16 protein-coding genes are annotated in these 18,428 nt (G+C 66.7%); 9 read left to right on the forward strand and 7 right to left on the reverse strand.

The genetic code is table 11. The features are described from left to right. Nucleotides 1-734 precede the first annotated feature (734 nt). The 7 genes from P3W85_RS41050 (at nt 735) to P3W85_RS41080 (ending at nt 8,053) form a co-directional block, all read left to right on the forward strand. Nucleotides 735-1,847: an ATP-NAD kinase family protein gene (locus P3W85_RS41050; RefSeq protein WP_276269031.1), complete on the forward strand. Its 1,113-nt coding sequence runs from the start codon at nt 735-737 to the stop codon at nt 1,845-1,847. A gap of 11 nt (nt 1,848-1,858) precedes the next feature. Continuing rightward, nucleotides 1,859-2,863 (forward strand): thiamine pyrophosphate-dependent dehydrogenase E1 component subunit alpha, encoded by a 1,005-nt coding sequence (locus tag P3W85_RS41055; protein ID WP_276269032.1) that lies wholly within the window; start codon nt 1,859-1,861, stop codon nt 2,861-2,863. Nucleotides 2,864-2,939: 76 nt separating this feature from the next. Continuing rightward, entirely contained in the window at nt 2,940-3,956 is a 1,017-nt protein-coding gene (locus P3W85_RS41060) for an alpha-ketoacid dehydrogenase subunit beta (RefSeq protein ID WP_276269033.1), read from the forward strand. Continuing rightward, on the forward strand, nt 3,956-5,068 hold the full coding sequence (locus tag P3W85_RS41065; protein ID WP_276269034.1) for an acetoin dehydrogenase dihydrolipoyllysine-residue acetyltransferase subunit: 1,113 nt from the start codon (nt 3,956-3,958) through the stop codon (nt 5,066-5,068). The genes P3W85_RS41060 and P3W85_RS41065 overlap by 1 nt, the downstream gene beginning before the upstream one ends. 110 nt (nt 5,069-5,178) lie before the next feature. After that, complete coding sequence (locus P3W85_RS41070) at nt 5,179-5,955, forward strand: SDR family NAD(P)-dependent oxidoreductase (protein WP_276269035.1); 777 nt, start codon at nt 5,179-5,181, stop codon at nt 5,953-5,955. 65 nt (nt 5,956-6,020) lie between these two features. Continuing rightward, nucleotides 6,021-6,776: a lipoyl protein ligase domain-containing protein gene (locus P3W85_RS41075; RefSeq protein ID WP_276269036.1), complete on the forward strand. Its 756-nt coding sequence runs from the start codon at nt 6,021-6,023 to the stop codon at nt 6,774-6,776. 125 nt (nt 6,777-6,901) lie between these two features. Next, nucleotides 6,902-8,053 carry a CaiB/BaiF CoA transferase family protein gene (locus P3W85_RS41080; RefSeq protein ID WP_276269037.1) on the forward strand — a complete coding sequence of 384 codons (1,152 nt, stop codon included), beginning with the start codon at nt 6,902-6,904 and terminating at the stop codon, nt 8,051-8,053. Between the two features lie 203 nt (nt 8,054-8,256). Here P3W85_RS41080 and P3W85_RS41085 read toward each other — a convergent pair whose 3' ends face one another. Continuing rightward, the gene (locus P3W85_RS41085; RefSeq protein WP_276269038.1) at nt 8,257-9,147 is read right to left on the reverse strand and encodes a LysR family transcriptional regulator; all 891 of its coding nucleotides are present in this window, start codon (nt 9,145-9,147) and stop codon (nt 8,257-8,259) included. Between the two features lie 114 nt (nt 9,148-9,261). Between P3W85_RS41085 and P3W85_RS41090 the strand changes: the two genes are divergently transcribed. Together P3W85_RS41090 and P3W85_RS41095 are read left to right on the forward strand one after the other, a co-directional pair. Next, the gene (locus tag P3W85_RS41090; RefSeq protein ID WP_276269039.1) at nt 9,262-10,479 is read left to right on the forward strand and encodes a M20 aminoacylase family protein; all 1,218 of its coding nucleotides are present in this window, start codon (nt 9,262-9,264) and stop codon (nt 10,477-10,479) included. Then, a complete protein-coding gene (locus tag P3W85_RS41095) occupies nt 10,476-11,753 on the forward strand; it encodes an MFS transporter (protein ID WP_276269040.1) in 1,278 nt (425 codons plus the stop codon). The genes P3W85_RS41090 and P3W85_RS41095 overlap by 4 nt, the downstream gene beginning before the upstream one ends. Before the next feature lie 149 nt (nt 11,754-11,902). Here the strand turns inward: P3W85_RS41095 and P3W85_RS41100 are convergent, their stop codons facing one another. From P3W85_RS41100 to P3W85_RS41125, 6 genes are all read right to left on the reverse strand, one after another. Beyond that, entirely contained in the window at nt 11,903-12,742 is an 840-nt protein-coding gene (locus P3W85_RS41100) for a shikimate dehydrogenase family protein (RefSeq protein ID WP_276269041.1), read from the reverse strand. A 139-nt stretch (nt 12,743-12,881) separates the two neighbouring features. After that, entirely contained in the window at nt 12,882-14,330 is a 1,449-nt protein-coding gene (gene gabD / locus P3W85_RS41105) for an NADP-dependent succinate-semialdehyde dehydrogenase (protein WP_276269042.1), read from the reverse strand. Between the two features lie 121 nt (nt 14,331-14,451). Next, nucleotides 14,452-15,192 (reverse strand): SDR family NAD(P)-dependent oxidoreductase, encoded by a 741-nt coding sequence (locus P3W85_RS41110; RefSeq protein ID WP_017230835.1) that lies wholly within the window; start codon nt 15,190-15,192, stop codon nt 14,452-14,454. A 46-nt stretch (nt 15,193-15,238) separates the two neighbouring features. Beyond that, nucleotides 15,239-16,639 (reverse strand): dihydrolipoyl dehydrogenase, encoded by a 1,401-nt coding sequence (gene lpdA, locus P3W85_RS41115; protein ID WP_276269043.1) that lies wholly within the window; start codon nt 16,637-16,639, stop codon nt 15,239-15,241. Between the two features lie 10 nt (nt 16,640-16,649). Then, complete coding sequence (locus tag P3W85_RS41120) at nt 16,650-17,894, reverse strand: pyruvate dehydrogenase complex dihydrolipoamide acetyltransferase (RefSeq protein WP_276269044.1); 1,245 nt, start codon at nt 17,892-17,894, stop codon at nt 16,650-16,652. 1 nt (nt 17,895) lies between these two features. Continuing rightward, entirely contained in the window at nt 17,896-18,384 is a 489-nt protein-coding gene (locus P3W85_RS41125) for a VOC family protein (protein ID WP_276269045.1), read from the reverse strand. Nucleotides 18,385-18,428: the final 44 nt, after the last annotated feature.

The following is an 18,428-nucleotide window of genomic DNA, read 5'->3' on the forward strand; positions in this document are numbered from 1 at the left end:
TGAGCCTGACACCACTCCGCCTTTAGGCCCTGCAGACCTGAATCAGGTCTCTACAACGGCATGAGGTCCTACTGAAAACCAAATACCACCAAGAGCCCAAGAGCCCGACACCACTCCGCCTTCAGGCCCTGCAGACCTGAATCAGGTCCCTACATCGGCATGAGGTCCTACTGAAAACCAAATACCACCAAGAGCCCAAGAGCCCGACACCACTCCGCCTTCAGGCCCTGCAATCCTAAATCATTCCCATAAAAAACCTATAACCAGGCAAACTCCAATTCAAGAATCTCTCTTTACCCGCTCGTAAAGAAAAATGACCAAAAGAGAGCGACCCCTTGCAGGGGGGCTGGCTTGTCGGGCTTGGTGGCTTTGCGGATTCGTGGTGGGCGCGGGCTGTCGTGACATCGGCTGCCGCGTGAAATTTCTTGTTGAAACGAGTTCTTAAGGCGATGCGGGTTGGATCCCGGCCGCTCGTCTGGTTCGATGGCGAGGAGTCTTTCGCCGCACCCGGGATGCCCGCCTGCCCGCTACAACTGTCCATCGCCTGTACACCTGATGCTGTGACACCTGTCACGCCGCGGCCCGCGCGCAGGCCGGAATCCACCCGTCCGCATCCGTTTTTCTCGGGGTAATCCCGCATCTTTCGCGCGCCGGATGCGCGTTGCCGGGGTGGCACGACCGTTGCGATATGCCTGTCACAAGCAGAAACATAAGCAGAACGACAGGAGACAGGCATGGATGAACAAGCGCTGGCCGCGCGGCCGCTGGTCGGCATCATCGCCAACCCGATTTCCGCACGCGATATACGCCGCGTGATCGCCAACGCCAATACGCTGCAACTGGCGGACCGCGTCAATATCGTGCTGCGCCTGCTGGCCGCGCTGGCCGCCTGCGGCGTGGGCCGCGTGGTGATGATGCCCGACCGCGAAGGCATGCGCGTGCTGCTGGCGCGCCACCTGTCGCGCCGCCAGGGCCCGGATGCCGCGCTGCCCGAGGTGGCGTACCTCGACATGCCGGTCACCGCGCGCGTCGACGATACCTTCCTGGCCGCGCGCATGATGCGCGAGGCCGGGGTGGCCGCCATCATCGTGCTCGGCGGCGACGGCACGCACCGTGCCGTGGTGCGCGAATGCGGCGCGGTGCCGATCGCGGGCCTGTCCACCGGCACCAACAATGCCTATCCGGAAATGCGCGAGCCCACCATCACGGGGCTGGCCACCGGCCTGTTCGCCAGCGGACGCATTCCCGCCGCCCATGCGCTGGCGGGCAACAAGCGGCTCGACATCGCGATTGCCGGGGATGGCGAGGTGCGGCACGACATCGCGCTGGTCGATGCGGTGATCTCCCATGAGCACTTCATCGGCGCGCGTGCCCTGTGGAAGACCGAGACGCTGGGCGCGGTCTACGTCTCCTTTGCCGATCCGCAGGCGATCGGCCTGTCCGCCATCGGCGGCTTGCTCGAGCCGGTGGGCCGGCACGAGCCGGGCGGGCTGGCGATCGAGCTGGCCGCCGCGGGCGAAGGCCGCTTCGACCTGAGCGCCCCGATCGCGCCGGGCCTGCTGCGCGCGGTGCCGATCGCGGGCTGGGAGCGCCTGACCGACGGCGTGCCGCACCGCGTACGCCAGCGCGCCGGCATCGTCGCGCTCGATGGCGAGCGCGAGCTGGTGTTCGGCCCCCGCGACGAAGTCACCGTGACGCTGCGCGAGCGCGCCTTCCTCAGCATCGATGTCGCCGCCTGCATGCGCTACGCCGCCGCCGCGGGGCTGATGCGCGGCGGGCGCGCACCGCCGCAGGAGCCCCCGCCCCAACCGCATTCCGAGTTTCTCACCGCCACCACAACACCCTGAAGGAGACAGACATGACAGCCAAATCATCCGGTGCCAACGGAAACACGCTGCCCCTGGAAAAGCAGGAACTGCTCGCGGTCTACCGCAAGATGCGCACCATCCGCGATTTCGAGGAGCGCCTGCACGTGGACTTCGGCCGCGGCGACATCCCCGGCTTCGTCCACCTCTATGCCGGCGAGGAAGCGGCGGGCGTCGGCATCCTGCATCACCTGGGCGACGGCGACCGCATCGCCAGCACGCACCGCGGCCACGGCCATTGCATCGCCAAGGGCGTCGACCCCGCCGCGATGATGAAGGAGATCTATGGCCGCAAGGGCGGCTCCTGCAACGGCAAGGGCGGCTCCATGCATATCGCGGACCTGTCCAAGGGCATGATGGGCGCCAACGGCATCCTGGGCGCGGGCGCGCCGCTGGTCTGCGGCGCCGCGCTGGCCGCCAAGTTCCGCGGCAAGGGCGAGATCGGCATCACCTTCGCCGGCGACGGCGCCTCCAACCAGGGCACCTTCCTGGAAAGCCTGAACCTTGCCGCCGTGTGGAACCTGCCGGTGATCTTCGTCATCGAGAACAACGGCTACGCGGAGTCCACCGCGCGCGACTACGGCACCGCGGTGGACAGCTACGTGGACCGCGCCGCCGGCTTCGGCATTCCCGGCGTGACGGTGGACGGCACCGATTTCTTCGCCGTGCACGAAGCGGCCGGCGAGGTGATCCGGCGCGCCCGCGAAGGCGGCGGTCCTGCCCTGCTCGAATGCAAGATGGTCCGTTTCTACGGCCACTTCGAGGGTGACGCGCAGACCTACCGCGCCTCCGGCGAGCTCGACGACATCCGCGCCAACAAGGACTGCCTGAAGAAGTTCGCCGCCACCGTGACCCAGGCCGGCGTGATCTCGGCGGACGAACTCAAGGAGATCGACGAGCAGGTGGCCGCGCTGATCGAGGACGCGGTGCAGCAGGCCAAGGCCGCGCCGTTCCCGACCCCGGCCGACCTGCTGTCCGACGTGTACGTCAGCTACTGAGCGCAGGGCCTGCCAGGCATTCGGCATTCCGAGACATAACGACGACAAAGCAAGACCAGGATCAGGAGACCACACCATGTCCCGCAAATTAAGCATGAAGCTGGCGATCAACGAAGCGATCGACCAGGAAATGACCCGTGACCCGAGCGTGATCATGCTCGGAGAGGATATCGTCGGCGGCGCCGGCGCGGACGGCGAGAAGGACGCCTGGGGCGGCGTGCTCGGCGTGACCAAGGGCTTGTACGCCAAGCATGGCGACCGCCTGCTCGATACGCCGCTGTCCGAGTCGGCCTACGTGGGTGCGGCCATCGGCGCAGCCGCCTGCGGCATGCGGCCCATTGCCGAGCTGATGTTCATCGACTTCATGGGCGTGTGCTTCGACCAGATCTTCAACCAGGCCGCCAAGTTCCGCTATATGTTCGGCGGCAAGGCCGAGACGCCGGTGGTGATCCGCGCCATGGTGGGCGCGGGCTTTCGCGCGGCGGCACAGCACAGCCAGATGCTGACGCCGATCTTCACCCACATCCCGGGCCTCAAGGTGGTGTGCCCGAGCACGCCTTACGACACCAAGGGCATGCTGATCCAGGCCATCCGCGACAACGATCCGGTGATCTTCTGCGAGCACAAGAATCTCTATGGCCTCGAAGGCGAGGTGCCGGAGAACTCGTACGCGATTCCCTTCGGCGAGGCCAACATCGTGCGCGACGGCAAGGATGTTTCCATCGTCACCTACGGCCTGATGGTGCATCGCGCGCTGGAAGCCGCGGCCACGCTGGCCAAGGAAGGCATCGAGGCGGAAGTGGTGGACCTGCGCTCGCTCTCGCCGCTGGATATCGACACCGTGCTGGAGACGGTGGAGAACACCGGGCGCCTGGTGGTGGTCGACGAAGCCAGCCCACGCTGCAATATCGCCACCGACATCGCCGCGCAGGTTGCGCAGCGTGCGTTCGGCGCGCTCAAGGCCGGCATCGAGATGGTCTGCCCGCCGCATACGCCGGTGCCGTTCTCGCCCGCGCTGGAAGACCTTTATATCCCCAGCGCGGCGCAGATCGCCGATGCCGCGCGCAAGACCGTGAAAGGAGGGAAACACTGATGGCCGAGATCACTCCGATCGTCATGCCCAAATGGGGCCTGTCGATGAAAGAAGGCACCGTCAACGACTGGCTGGTCGAGGAGGGCGCGCAGATTTCGGTGGGCATGCCGATCCTCGACGTGGAGACCGACAAGATCGCCAACGCGGTCGAAGCGCCCGACGCCGGCACGCTGCGGCGCAAGGTGGCCGCGGTGGGCGATGTGCTGCCGGTCAAGGCGCTGCTGGGCGTGCTGGCGCCGTCCGAGGTCAGCGATGCGCAGATCGATGCCTACGTGGCCGCCTACGAAACCCCGGCCGCGGACGAGGACGATGAGGGCACGGCCGCTTCGGCCTACCACTTCATCGATATCGACGGCATCCGCGTGCGCTACGCCAGGCGGGGCGAGGGCGCGGACACCGTGCTGTTCATCCACGGCTTCGGCGGGGACCTGGACAACTGGCTGTTCAACCTGGACGCGCTGGCGGAGTCCCACACCGTGATCGCGCTGGACCTGCCGGCGCACGGCCAGTCCACGCCCAGGCTGCCGGGCACCACGCTGGCATCGCTGGCGGGCTTCGTGGCGCGCTTCATGGACGCGCTCGATATCGGCCAGGCACATCTGGTGGGGCATTCGATGGGTGGCGGCGTGGCCGCGCAACTGGCGGTGGACGCGCCGCAGCGCGTGCGCTCGGTGGCGCTGGTGTCGCCGGCCGGCCTGGGCGACGAGGTCAACCACGCCTACACCGAGGGCTTCGTCAATGCGCAGTCGCGGCGCGATCTGAAGCCGGTGGTGGAGTTGCTGTTCGCCGACGCGGGGCTGGTGAGCCGCCAGATGCTTGACGATCTGCTCAAGTACAAGCGCCTGGACGGCGTGACGGAGGCCCTGGGCAGCCTGGGCGCCAGCCTGTTCGGCGGCGGCCGGCAGACCGAGCAGCCCGGCCGCAGGCTCGGCGACAGCGGCAAGCCGGTGCTGGTGATGTGGGGCGCGCAGGACCGGATCATTCCAGCGGCGCATGCGCAGAACGCGCCCGCCGGCGCCACCGTCAAGGTGTTCGACGACGCAGGCCATATGAGCCAGATGGAGAAGGCCAATGAGGTCAACGCGCTGCTCAAGCGGCATGTAGGCGGCTGAGGCTGGTCTGGCGCAGCCTGGCGGCTTCGTTCAGAGCCCCAGGCATGCTCCCCTCACACGAAAGCCAGATCAACCTTGAAAGCAACCAAAACGATCAAAGGAGACCCAATATGAACGAACCCCTGAAGGGGCAAGTCGCCGTGGTGACCGGCGGCGCGCGCGGCATCGGGCGTGGCATCGTCCTCACCCTGGCGCAGGCCGGCGCCGATATCCTGATTGCCGACCTGCTCGAGGACGCGATGCGCGAGACCGCAGAGGAAGTCCGCGCGCTGGGCCGCCGCGTCAGCACGCTCAAGGTGGACGTGACCCGCGCGGAGATGCACCGCGCCATGGTGAAGCAGGCGCTCGACCAGCTGGGCGGGCTGGACGTGCTGGTCAATTGCGCGGGCGTGATCAGCGTCCATCCGGTGGACCAGTTGAGCGAGCGCGACTGGGATTTCGTCATGGACGTCAACGCCAAGGGCACCTTCCTCGGCTGCCAGGCGGTGCTCGAGCACATGAAGGCCCAACGCAGGGGGCGCATCATCAATGTCGCATCGATCGCAGGCAAGGAGGGCTTTCCGAACCTGGCGCACTACAGCGCTTCGAAGTTCGCCGTGGTCGGGTTCACCAACGCGCTGGCCAAGGAAGTGGCACGCGAGGGCATCACGGTCAATGCCATCTGCCCCGGCATCGTGCGCACCTATATGTGGGACCGCCTCTCGGACGAATGGAAGTCCGATGGCGAGTCGGTGGAGGATTCGTGGGCGCGTCACCAGCTCACGCTGATTCCGCAGGGACGGGCGCAGACGCCGGAAGACATGGGCCGGATGGCGCTGTTCTTCGCTACCATGGACAATGTGACCGGGCAATCGGTCAACGTCGACGGCGGCTTTACCTTCCACTGACCGTAGCCGGGCCGCGCCGCGGCCCGGGATATGCGCAACCCGCCCCGGCGCTTACCGGCCATGCCATGCGATTTGAAACCCTCGTTCCCGATCCCGCCGACCCGGACCCCCTCCATGCCGAGCAGGCGCTGCTCGCACAGGCATCCACCGGCCGCTGGCTGGCGCACCTGTGGCAGGCACCCGTCTCGCTGGTGGTGCCGCGCAGCTACCTGCGGCATGCGCAGCTGGAGGCCGCGCGCAGCGCCTTTGCCGCGCGCGGCTGTCCGGTCTGGCTGCGGCTGTCCGGCGGCGGACTGGTGCCGCAGGGGCCGGGCATTCTCAACCTGAGCCTGGCCTACCCGGTGCGCGGCGGCGCCGGCACCCATTCCGAGGCGGTCTACCTGCACCTGTGCGAGGTGCTGGCGGGCGCGCTTGGGGCTCTGGGCCTGCAGACGCACTGGCAGGCCGTGGACGGCTCGTTCTGCGACGGCCGTTTCAACCTGGCCTGGGGACCGCCGGGGCAGGCGCGCAAGATGGCTGGCACGGCACAGTATTGGCGGCGCGTGGCGGGTGCCGAAGACCCCAGCCTGCACGTGGTGCTGGCCCACGCCGTCCTGCTGGTCAGCGCCGATCCGGAGGCGATCAACCGCCGCGCCAATGATTTCGAAGACGCGATCGGCAGCGGGCGGCACTACCGCGCCGACAGGGTGGTCAGCGTGGCCCAGGCACTGCTGGAAGCTGGGCGGCCGGTACCGGACAGCCTGGCCGGCCTGACCGCCGAAGCGCTTCGTCAGGCGCTTGATGCAACGCCGCCTGGCTTCGCCTCGCCGTCCCCGGCATGACGGGGCCCGGGGCGCGGATCCGTCTCGTCGTTATTGACGATTCCGTGCGCCGGCCGCCATGGCAAACTGTCCGGCGAGACGCTCCGGGAACGCTCCCGGACCGAGCAGACAACCGGAGACAGGACATGGCGGGACCGTTGGCGGGTTTGAAGGTGGTGGAAATGGTGGGGATCGGGCCGGCGCCGTTCTGCGCGATGATGCTGGCGGACCAGGGCGCCGAGGTGATCCGCATCGACCGGCCGGCCAAGCCGGGCGAACCGGCGGCCACCAGCTTCGGCAAGGCGCGTTGCGACGTCACCGCGCGCGGCAAGCGCTCGCTGGCCATCGACCTGCGCAAGCCCGGCGCCGCCGGCGTGGTGCTGGACCTGATCGCGAAGGCAGACGTGCTGATCGAAGGCTTCCGTCCCGGCGTGATGGAACGCCTCGGCCTCGGCCCGGAGCCGTGCCTGGCGCGCAACCCGGCGCTGGTGTATGGCCGCATGACCGGCTGGGGCCAGCACGGCCCGCTCGCCCAGGCCGCCGGCCACGACATCAACTACATCGCCATTGCCGGCGCCTTGCACGCCATTGGCCGGGCCGGGGAGCCGCCCGTGGTGCCGCTCAACTACGTCGGCGATTTCGGCGGCGGCGGCATGCTGCTGGCGTTTGGCGTGATGTGCGCCATCAACGAGGCGCGCAACTCGGGCAAGGGCCAGGTGGTGGACGCCGCCATGACCGACGGCACCGCGCTGCTCTCGGCCATGATGTACGGCTTCAAGGCCGCGGGCCGCTGGAACAACCAGCGCGGCGACAACCTGCTGGACGGCGCCGCGCATTTCTACGACACCTATGCCTGCGCCGACGGCAAGTACGTGGCGGTGGGCGCCATCGAGCCGCAGTTCTACGCGTTGCTGCGCGAACGCTGCGGCCTGGACGACCCCGCCTTCGACGCGCAGCTCGACAAGCGCCAGTGGCCCGGGCTCAAGGCGCGCATGACCGCGCTGTTCCTGACGCGCACGCGTGCCGAGTGGTGCGCGCTGCTGGAAGGCAGCGATGCCTGCTTCGCGCCCATCCTGGACTGGGACGAGGCGCCGCAGCATCCGCACAACCGCGCCCGCGAGACCTTCCTGGAGATAGACGGCGTGATGCAGCCGGCGCCGGCGCCGCGCTTCAGCCGCACGCCTGCCGCCGTGCCGCAGCCGCCGGCGGGGCCGGGCGCGCACAGCGAAGCGGTGTTGCGTGACTGGGGGGTGGATGATGGCGCGATCGACGCGCTGCGGAGCAGCGGAGCGATCTGACTCCCTTTGCGCAGCTTGCCTCCCCTTTCCCGACTGCGGGAGCGGGGAGACGACTGGCCTTGTTCAGGCCGCGGGCCCGAGAATCCGCGCCACCAACTCCGACGCCAGCGGCACGCCCAGGAAGCGCGCGATCTCCACGATCCGCCCATAAGCATCCATTGCCCGCGGTGCCCCGTGCAGCCGCGCCCGTGGGCGGCTTTCAATCACTCCGGATCGCGTAATCGTTCGTAGACGAAGGGGCGAATCAGTTTGAATGCCAGTGGCATTGCACGCCCCTTCAGCGAGACCCAACAAAACGTGGCATCTATGTCCAGTGCCGGCTGAATCGGGATTTCCACCAAATCCTGTGCGGCGTGACGTACTGCGATGACCACCGTCTCGCTCATCCGCGCCAATTCCAGTAGATTCCCCAACTCTCCACATTGCAGATTGAAAAGACAATCGGGATGACCTTCCGGGCCGTAGATTTCGACTAGAGCATGCCGCACCTGGTCGGATATAAACGTGCTTGCAATCACGTAGCGCTTGAGCTCGCGGAGTGTCACAGGTGGCTTGCCCTGCGTCAGCGGATGCCCTTGCCGGCACATGAAAGCCGTTCTCATCGTACTGATGGGTTCTATTGTCAAATCGTGTTCGATCGGTATCGCTCTCGAATCCACGATCAGGATATCCAGCGAGCGCTCGCGCAAGGCTTTGAGCATTTGGTCCGGCTGCGTTCTCGTAACCTGCAGTTTCAGGTTAGGCTGGTGTTTGGCCACGTACAACAACAGAGGCGTCATCAATATTGCCCCCGGACCGGACCCGAAGCCAACCGACAGCCTGCCCAATGATCCGTTGATCATTTGGCCCGCGGATTCCACCAGAGCATCCGTCTTGTCACAAATCGACCTGGCCTGTTCAACGACATGCTGCCCGAACGAGGTGAGTTCGGTGCGGTGGGCGATGCGATCAAATAAGGCCCCGCCGAATTCAATTTCGAGCGCGCGAATGCTGCGGCTCAGTGCGGGCTGGGTCAGGCAGGCGGCATCGGCCGCCCGGCTGAAGGATCCGAGTTCTGCCAGCAGGATCAGGTGCCGCAGTTGGACCAGTGTCATGGCGTTGGGGGAGCATGAGTTTTACTTATTATATTCGGCATAACAATGCATTGGACGTTGCGTCGGGCCCTCCATAAGCTCCTCCACATTCGCACAATCAAGGAGACCAGCACCATGGCAGACACGGGCCGCGAGCCGAAACCGGCGCCGGATTTTATGGCGTTGCGCAGAGATATCCACCAGCACCCGGAACTTGGCTACAGCGAACACCGAACTTCGGCACTGGTGGCTGATTGCCTGCGTGAATGGGGCTACCAGGTGGAAACCGGCATCGGCAAGACTGGCCTTGTTGCAACCCTGGTACGAGGTTCCGGACAGCGCCGATTGGGCATCCGTGCCGATATGGATGCTTTGCCGATTCAAGAGCGTACCGGGTTGCCTTGGGCGAGCGTGCGTGCGGGTGTGATGCACGCGTGTGGTCACGATGGGCATACGGCGACTCTGCTGAGCGCAGCGTGGCATATCGCGCACGACGTCGAGTTCGACGGAACGCTGCATTTGATCTTTCAGCCTGCAGAGGAAGGCGGTGGAGGTGCGCGAGCCATGATCGATGACGGCTTGTTTGAGCGCTTCCCATGCGATGCCGTCTTCGCGCTGCACAACATGCCCGGCGTAGAGCAAGGGCGCCTGCAGTTTCGTGAAGGCCCCGCGTTAGCTTCTTCGGATCAGATCATTATTACGCTGCGTGGCACGGGCGGCCACGGCGCCATACCCCACGAGGCAAATGATCCGGTCGTAGTGGCGGCTGCGCTGGTCATGTCCTTGCAGACGGTGGTGTCGCGCAATGTCGACCCTCTGCAGTCAGGCGTGGTGACCGTCGGATCGATACAAGCAGGCCAGGCAGCGAACGTGATTCCCGGAGAGGCAGTGCTCAAGGTCAGTGTGAGGGCATTGGATCGTGCCGTACGCACAATGCTGCTGGAACGGATTGAAACCTTGACGAAAGGCCATGCGCAATCCTTTGGCATGGAAGCGCAGGTGAGCCAAGTGACATCAGAAGGCTACCCGGTGTTGGTCAATACGCCGATCGCAACCGACTTCGCTCGTCAGGTGGCGGTGGAATTGCTGGGAGAGTCGAAAGTTGAATGTGCGGCTCCCCGCATGAACAGCGAGGATTTTGCGTTCATGCTGGAAAAAATCCCCGGCTGTTACTTCTTCATCGGAAATGGCGATGGTGGTGATGGCAACGTGCACGGCGCCTGCATGGTCCATAACGCCGGCTACGACTTCAACGACGCGAACATCGAAGCCGGCAGCCGGTATTGGGTGTTGCTGGTGCAGCGCTTTTTTGGCGACGCGCGCTTCAACCCTGAGCCAAGTGAGCAGCCATGAAAAATCTTCAATCAACCGAAGGCATTTCCATTGGAATCAGCAAGAAACTTGTCGCGGCCACAGTCGCGGGCAACGCGCTGGAGTTCTATGATTTCATGACTTACGCGTTCTTTGCCATCTACATCGGCAAAGCCTTTTTCCCCGCGTCGACGCCCGTGGGCAGCCTGTTGATGTCGGTGGCGGTCTTCGGCGTAGGCTTTCTGGCGCGTCCGTTGGGTGGCGTGTTGATTGGGACGTTTGCGGACCACTCGGGCCGCAAACCGGCCATGCTGCTGACCATCGGGCTGATTTCCATCGGCACCCTGGGGCTCGCCGTGACGCCCTCGTATGAAACCATCGGTATTGCTGCACCGATCATTATTGTCGCGTGCCGATTGGTTCAGGGCCTGGCTCTCGGCGGTGAGGTGGGGCCGTCTACTGCGTACCTGATCGAGATTGCGCCGTCGAGTCAACGGGGCCTCTATACCAGCTGGCAATTGGCGAGCCAAGGCGCTGCGATTTTTATTGCCGGCATCATGGGGTTGACGGTAACCAGTCTGCTGACGCCAGAGCAAACGGAGGTCTGGGGCTGGCGGTTGCCGTTCGCGATGGGATTGCTGCTATTGCCCATCGGCATGTACTTGCGCCGGCATCTACCGGAAACGCTCGGGAGTGGCAAACACCAGCCGCACAATACGGGTCTAGCGGGCTTGAAACAGCACCGCCGTGTCATTGGGCTCGGTATCTTGGCGATCCTTGGAGGAACCATCGCGGCCTACGTCATCAATTTCATGACCACGTTTGCGATTTCCGCACTGAAGCTGCCGCCGGCCGTGGCTATGGGGGCAACTATCATCAATGGTCTATTCACGCTGGTTTTTGCCTTGCTGGGTGGATGGATGGCGGACCGGTACGGACGCAAGCCCCTTATGCTCTGGCCACGCCTGATAGCGTCCTTGCTTGCCGTGCCTGCGTTTCTATGGTTGACCTCGGCACCGTCACTCGGATCATTGCTGGCTGTAACAGGGCTGCTGACCTTGCTCTCTTCCTTGAGCGGGGCGGCGCTCATCATCGGGATACCCGAAATGCTGCCACAGAGGGTGCGTGCAACCGGTCTGTCGTTGACGTACGCAATCAGCGTCTCTCTGTTTGGCGGAACCACGCAATTCATCATCACGTGGTTGATCGATCGCACAGGTGATTCCGTGATGCCGGCCTGGTACATGTGCATTGCGGGCATCATCTCTGTGGCCGCCACGCTAGGGCTGCCCGAGACGCGGGGCCGATCTGTATAGGATCGAGTAGAACGCGGTGGCGCCGGGAATCTGGACAGGGGGGGTCAAGCCAGGGCGGAACAGCGGAAGGCTACGGCGTGAAAGGCGCTGCGGAAGCGGGCGAGCCGGACGTCTGCTTCTCACGTCGCAAGCCTTCCGGGCAGCGCAACTCACTCTCCATCCGGCCCCAGAATCCGCTCCACGAACTCCGGCGCCAGCGGCACGCCCAGGAAGCGCGCGATTTCCACGATCTGCCCATAAAGCATCCATTGCCCGTGGTGCACCGTGCAGCCGCGCTCGCGGGCGGCTTTCAGCAGCGGCGTATCGCCATCGCGCACCACCGCTTCGCAGACCAGTGTGCCCGCGTCGAGCTGCTGCGCCGGCACCGGCGTCGCATCCGTGTCGCGCAGGCCGAGGGCCGTGGCGTTGACCACTACGTCGAAGCCGGCGGGGTTATCGTCGCCAACCCGGATCGAAACCGAAGGCAGCGCTGCCTTCAGGCTCGCCACCAGTTCCGCCGCCTTGCCGGCGGAGCGGTTGTAAATGACCAGTTCGGCGGGGTTCTCGCGGGCGATGGCGTAGGCCATCGATTTGCCGGCGCCGCCCGCGCCCAGCTGCAGCACGCGCTTGCCGGCCAGGCTGTGGCCGCGCTCGCGCAGGCCTGCCACGAAGCCGTCGCCGTCGAAGTTGCCGCCGGTCCAGATGCCTTTCTCGCGATTGAAGCGCATGGCGTTGACGGAGCCGACCAGGCGGGCGGTGTCGGTCAGTTCGCCGCAGGCGGCCACCACGGTTTCCTTGTGCGGGATGGTGACGACCAGGCCTTGCAGGTTCTGCGCGGCTGGCGCGCCGGCCAGGAACGCCGGCAGCTGCGCGGCATCCACATGGAAGGGCACGCAGACGGCATTCAGGCCTTGCCTGGCTACCGAGGCGTTGAACAGCTGCGGGGTGCGCACGTGGGCGATGGGAGCGGCGACGATACCGACGAGTTGGGTGTTGCCATCGATCTGCATTGGGGGATTCTGGGTGAGGAGGAGGGAAGACGGACGTGCCGGGGGAGCCTGGCCGGCGGGATGGATTCGCTCCGTCCCGCCGGTCACGGCTTGTGGCTAATGGCTAATGGCTGGTCGCTGATGGCTGGTGGTGAAAGGCTCAGATCCCGGCCATGCAGGTGTACTTGATGACCAGGTAGTCCTCGATGCCGTAGTGCGAGCCTTCGCGGCCCACGCCGGATTGCTTGACGCCGCCGAAAGGCGCCACTTCGTTGGAGATCAGGCCGGTGTTGACGCCCACCATGCCATATTCCAGCCGCTCGGAAACGCGCCACACGCGGCCGAGGTCGCGCGCATAGAAATAGCTCGCCAGGCCGAATTCGGTGTCGTTGGCCATGGCCACCACTTCGTCCTCGGTCTCGAAGCGGAACAGCGGCGCCAGCGGGCCGAAGGTTTCCTCGCGGGCCACCAGCATATCCGGCTTGACGTCGGCCAGCACGGTGGGCTCGAAGAAGGACTGGCCGAGCGCATGGCGCTTGCCGCCGTGCAGCACGCGGGCACCCTTGGAGATGGCGTCGGTGATGTGTTCCTCGACCTTGAGCACGGCCTTGTCGTCGATCAGCGGTCCGATGCGCACGCCGTCGTCCATGCCGTCGCCGACCTTCAGCGCGCTCACCGCGGCCACCAGCTTCTGCGCGAAGGCGTCATAGACCTTGCTGTGCACATAGAGGCGGTTGGCGCAGACGCAGGTCTGGCCGGCATTGCGGTACTTCGACACGATCGCGCCTTCCACCGCGGCGTCCAGGTCGGCATCGTCGAACACGATGAAGGGGGCGTTGCCGCCCAGCTCCATCGAGACCTTCTTGACGGTGGACGCCGTCTGCGCCATCAGCGTGCGGCCCACTTCGGTGGAGCCGGTGAAGGTGAGCTTGCGTACCAGCGGGTTGCTGCTCAGCTCGCCGCCGATGGCGGAGGCCGAGCCGGTCACCACCGACAGCACGCCGGCCGGGATGCCGGCGCGTTCGGCCAGCGCCACCAGCGCCAGCGCGGTCAGCGGGGTCTGCGAGGCGGGCTTGACCACCATGGTGCAGCCGGCCGCCAGCGCCGGGCCGGCCTTGCGCGTGATCATGGCCGCCGGGAAATTCCATGGTGTGATGGCGGCGCACACGCCCACCGGTTCCTTGGTGACGACGATGCGCTGGTTGCTCACCGGCGCGGGAATGGTCTCGCCGTAGACGCGCTTGCCTTCCTCGGCGAACCATTCGATGAAGGAGGCGGCGTAGCCGATCTCGCCGCGCGCTTCGGCAAAGGGCTTGCCTTGCTCGGCGGTCATGATGCGGGCCAGGTCGTCCTGGTTGGCCAGCAGCAGTTCGAACCATTTGCGCAGCAGCGCTGAGCGTTCCTTGGCGGTACGCGCGCGCCAGGCGGGCAGGGCGCGGTTGGCGGCCTCGATGGCCTGGCGGGTTTCATCCGCGCCGAGCAGGGGCACCTGGCCCACGCGTTCGCCGGTGGCCGGGTTGGTGACGTCGATATGGCGCTCGGCATCGACCCAGCGGCCGTCGATATAGCATTGCTGGCGCAGCAGGGAGGGGTCTTGGAGTTTCAGCATGGTCTGGTTCCGGTTCCGGAGCGATGTTGGGGGGATTCGGCGGGGCCGCAGATGGCAGATTAGCAGGATCCGGCCAAGGCGGTTGCCGCCGGTCCGCGCTTGGCCCGCGTTCAGTCCGCGCCTAGCCGGCGATATACAGGCCGCCGTTGACGTGCAGCACTTCGCCGGTGACGAAGCTGGCCGCGTCGCTGCACAGGAAGCCGATGGCGGTGGCGATCTCGCGCGGATGGCCGAGGCGCTTGAGCGGGGTTTGTTCCACCGAATCCGCGCCGCGCTTCTGGATCAGCTCGGTGGTCATGGGCGTTTCGATCACACCGGGCGATACCGCATTGACGCGGGTACGCGGCCCGAGTTCCCGCGCCAGGCTGCGGGTGAGACTGAGCAGGCCGCCCTTGGAGGCCGAATAGTGCGCATTGTAGTAAGCGCCCCGGTGCGCCGCCACGGAGGTGAGATTGACGATGGCGCTGTTTTCGCGCAGCGCGGGAATGGCGCGGCGCACAAGATAGAAGACGCCATCCAGGTTGATGGAGAGCGTCTGCCGCCATTGCGCGTCGCTCATCTGCGCAACCGGCTGCGCCTGGTAAAGCCCTGCCGAGGGCACCAGGAAATCGATGCCGCCGAAGCGGTCCTGCGCCAGCGCCACGGCGCGGGCGCAATCGTCCGGATTGGCCGCGTCCATGCGCAGCGTGACGATGCGCTCGCCGCCGGGATCCAGCTCGCGGGCGAAGCCGGCCAGGCCCGCTTCGTCGAGGTCCGTCAGCACCAGGCTGGCGCCGTGCGCGTAGAACAGTCTGGCCGTCTCGCGGCCGATGCCGCCATTGGCGCCGGTCAGCAGCAGGGTGCGTTGGTCGAAGTTGTACATGCTTGTCTCCACGGTGTTGGTGCGATGCGCTGGTGCCATGCGCCGCTCAGATATGCAGCGCGCGCCCGTAGGCCGCGAGCACGGCTTCGTGCATGGCCTCGGACATGGTCGGGTGGGGCAGGACGGCGGCCATCAGGTCGGCCTCGGTGGTCTCCAGCGTCTGCGCGATGGCATAGCCCTGGATCATCTCGGTGACCTCGTCGCCCACCATATGGGCGCCGAGCAGTTCGCCGCTGCCTTCGTCGAATATCACTTTGACCAGGCCGGCGGTGCTGCCCATGGCGATCGCCTTGCCGTTGCCGACGAAGGGAAATCTGCCCACCTTGACCTGATGGCCGCGCTCCCTGGCCTGCGCCTCGGTGAGGCCCACGCTGGCCACCTGCGGATGGCTGTAGGTGCAGGCCGGGATACGCGCGGGATCGAGCGCGTGCGGATGCAGTCCGGCGATGTGCTCCACGCAGATCACGCCCTCGTGGCTGGCCTTGTGCGCCAGCCATGGGGGGCCGGCCACGTCGCCGATGGCGTACACGCCGGGCTCGTCCGTGCGGCCGAAGCCGTCCGTCACGATATGCGTTTTCTCGACCTTGACGGCGGTCTTCTCCAGGCCCAGGTCTTCCACATTGCCGACGATGCCCGCGGCCACCAGCACCACGTCGACTTCGATCCTTGAACCGCCGGCTTTGCCGCCCTGCAGTTCGATGGCCCAGCCGGAGGCCTTGCGCTCGGCGCTCCCGAGGCTGGCCGCGGTATGCACGACGATGCCGTCGCGCACGATGCTGGCCGCCACCTGCGCGGAGATGTCGGCATCCTCTACGGGCAGGATGCGGTCCGCCATCTCGACCACCGTCACCTCCACGCCCACCGCGTGATAGAAGCTGGCGAACTCGATGCCGATGGCGCCGGCGCCCACGATCAGCATGCGCCTGGGCACCACTGGCGGCGACAGGGCCTCGCGGTAGGTCCAGACCGTCTTGCCGTCGGCGGGCAGCATGGGCAGCTGGCGGGCGCGCGCGCCGGTGGCCAGCAGGATGTGGCCGGACGAGACGGCACTGGTATTGCCATCCGCGCCGGTGACTTCGAGCCTGCCCTTGCCTGCCAGCCGGCCGTGGCCGTTGAGCACGGTCACGCCGTTCTTCTTCATCAGGTGGGCCACGCCCTTGTTGAGCTGCGCGGCCACCGCGCGCGAGCGCGCCACCATGGCGGGCAGGTCGGCGGTGGGCGCCGCGGCGCGCACGCCGAAGGCGGCTGCGTCCTTCACCAGCCGCAGCACGTCCGCCGAGCGCAGCAGCGCCTTGGTGGGAATGCAGCCCCAGTTCAGGCAGATGCCGCCCAGGTGCTCTTTCTCGACCAGCGCGGTCTTCATGCCGAGCTGGGCGGCACGGATGGCGGCCACATAGCCACCGGGGCCGCCGCCGACGACGATCAGGTCAAATGAGGAATTCGCCACGTCATGGTCCTTAGATCAGCATCGACAAGGGGTTCTCGAGCAGGCGCTTGAACGCGGCCAGCCACTGCGCGGCCAGCGCGCCGTCGATGGCCCGGTGGTCCACCGACAGCGTGCAGCGCATCACCTGCCCGGCGCAGAGTTCGCCGTCCTCCACCACCGGCGCCGCCTGCGTGGCGCCCACGGCGAGAATGGCGGCCTGCGGCGGATTGATGATGGCCGCGAATTCCGGCACGCCGAACATGCCGAGGTTGCTGACGCTGAAACTGCCGCCCTGGTACTCCTCGGGGCGCAGTTGCGAGGCGCGCGCCCGCGCGGCCAGGTCGGCGATCTCGGCGCTGATGACGGACAGCGGCTTGGTGTCCGCGGCGCGCACGATGGGCGTGATCAGGCCGGCATCGGTGGAGACGGCCACCGCGATATCGGCTTGCCGGTACTGGCGCATCGCCGTGTCGGTCCAGCCCACGTTGGCCGCCGGGACTTCGCGCAGGGCCACCGCCACCGCGCGCACGATGAAGTCGTTGACCGAGATCTTGCGCGGCGCGTTGGCATTGATTTCCGCGCGCAGCGCCAGCAGCCGTTCCATGCGGCAATCCGCCGTGAGGTAGAAATGCGGGATGGTGGACTTGCTCTCGCTGAGGCGGCGCGCAATGGTGCGGCGCATATTGCTATGCGGGATTTCCGCGAAGGCCTCGGCGGTGCGCGCCATGGGCGCGGCAGGCGCTGCCGCCGACGGTGCCGTGGCCGGTGCGGCGGCGGGCGCCGCTGCCGCCAGTTCCACATCGCGCTTGACGATGCGCCCAAAGGGGCCGCTGCCGGTCAAGGTGGCCAGGTCCAGGCCGCGCTGGCCGGCCAGGCGGCGCGCCAGTGGGCTGGCGAAGATGCGCGCCGGCTGCGCCGGGCCGGCGCTGGCGGCGTTGGCGCCGGCGTGCGGCGCGGCGCCGGCGGCGGCAGCCTGCGGCGTCGGCGTGCCGCCGCTTGCCGCGGCGATCAGCGCATCCACGTCCACGCTGGTTTCGCCGTTGACCAGCAGCACGCCGATCGGCGCGCCCACCTCGACCTCCTGCCCCGCCGCGATCAGGCGGCGGCCCAGCACGCCGGCGGTGTCGGCATTCAGCTCGACCACGGCCTTGTCGGTCTCGATCTCGGCGATGCAGTCGCCCACGGCAACGGTATCGCCTTCATTCAGGGTCCACGCTTGCAGCGTGGCATGGGTGGCATTGGCCGCCACCTCGGGCATGCGCAACAGGGTGGCCATGTCAGGCGTTCCTCGGCTGGTGAAGGTCGGGGCGATAGGCCGCGATGTCGGCGTACTGGACGATCTCGAGCACATTGCCCTCGGGGTCGCGGCAGAACGCCAGGTAGGTGCCGGGGCGGACTTCCACCCGCTCGGGGCCGGTCAGGAACTCGACCTCGGCGGCCAGCAGCTGGTCGACCACGGCCTGGATGTCATCCACGATAAAGGTGAGATAGGTGGCGTTGGCCTGGTCCAGGATGTACGCGGGCGCGGCTTGCGGCGCGGGCGGCTGCACCGGGGCCAGCAGCTTGATGCGCTCGCCGTAGCCGGTCTGCAGGCGCACGGCGGTGTAGCCGGCCCGGTTCATGGCCGCCTGCGCGGCATTGGCGCCGGGCACGGCCACTTCGCTGACGAAGGCGAAACCCAGCACCTGCTCGTAGAAGCGGCGCATGCGGGGCAGGTCGCGCACGGCGATGCCGACCTCCAGGGGGACAATCATGTTCAGGCTCATCGGAATTCCTTGGCTAGGTTCGGTATGTCTGGCGTATGCGATGC

Origin of the sequence: Cupriavidus basilensis (assembly GCF_029335485.1) — a bacterium.
Taxonomy (GTDB): Bacteria; Pseudomonadota; Gammaproteobacteria; order Burkholderiales; family Burkholderiaceae; genus Cupriavidus; species Cupriavidus basilensis_E.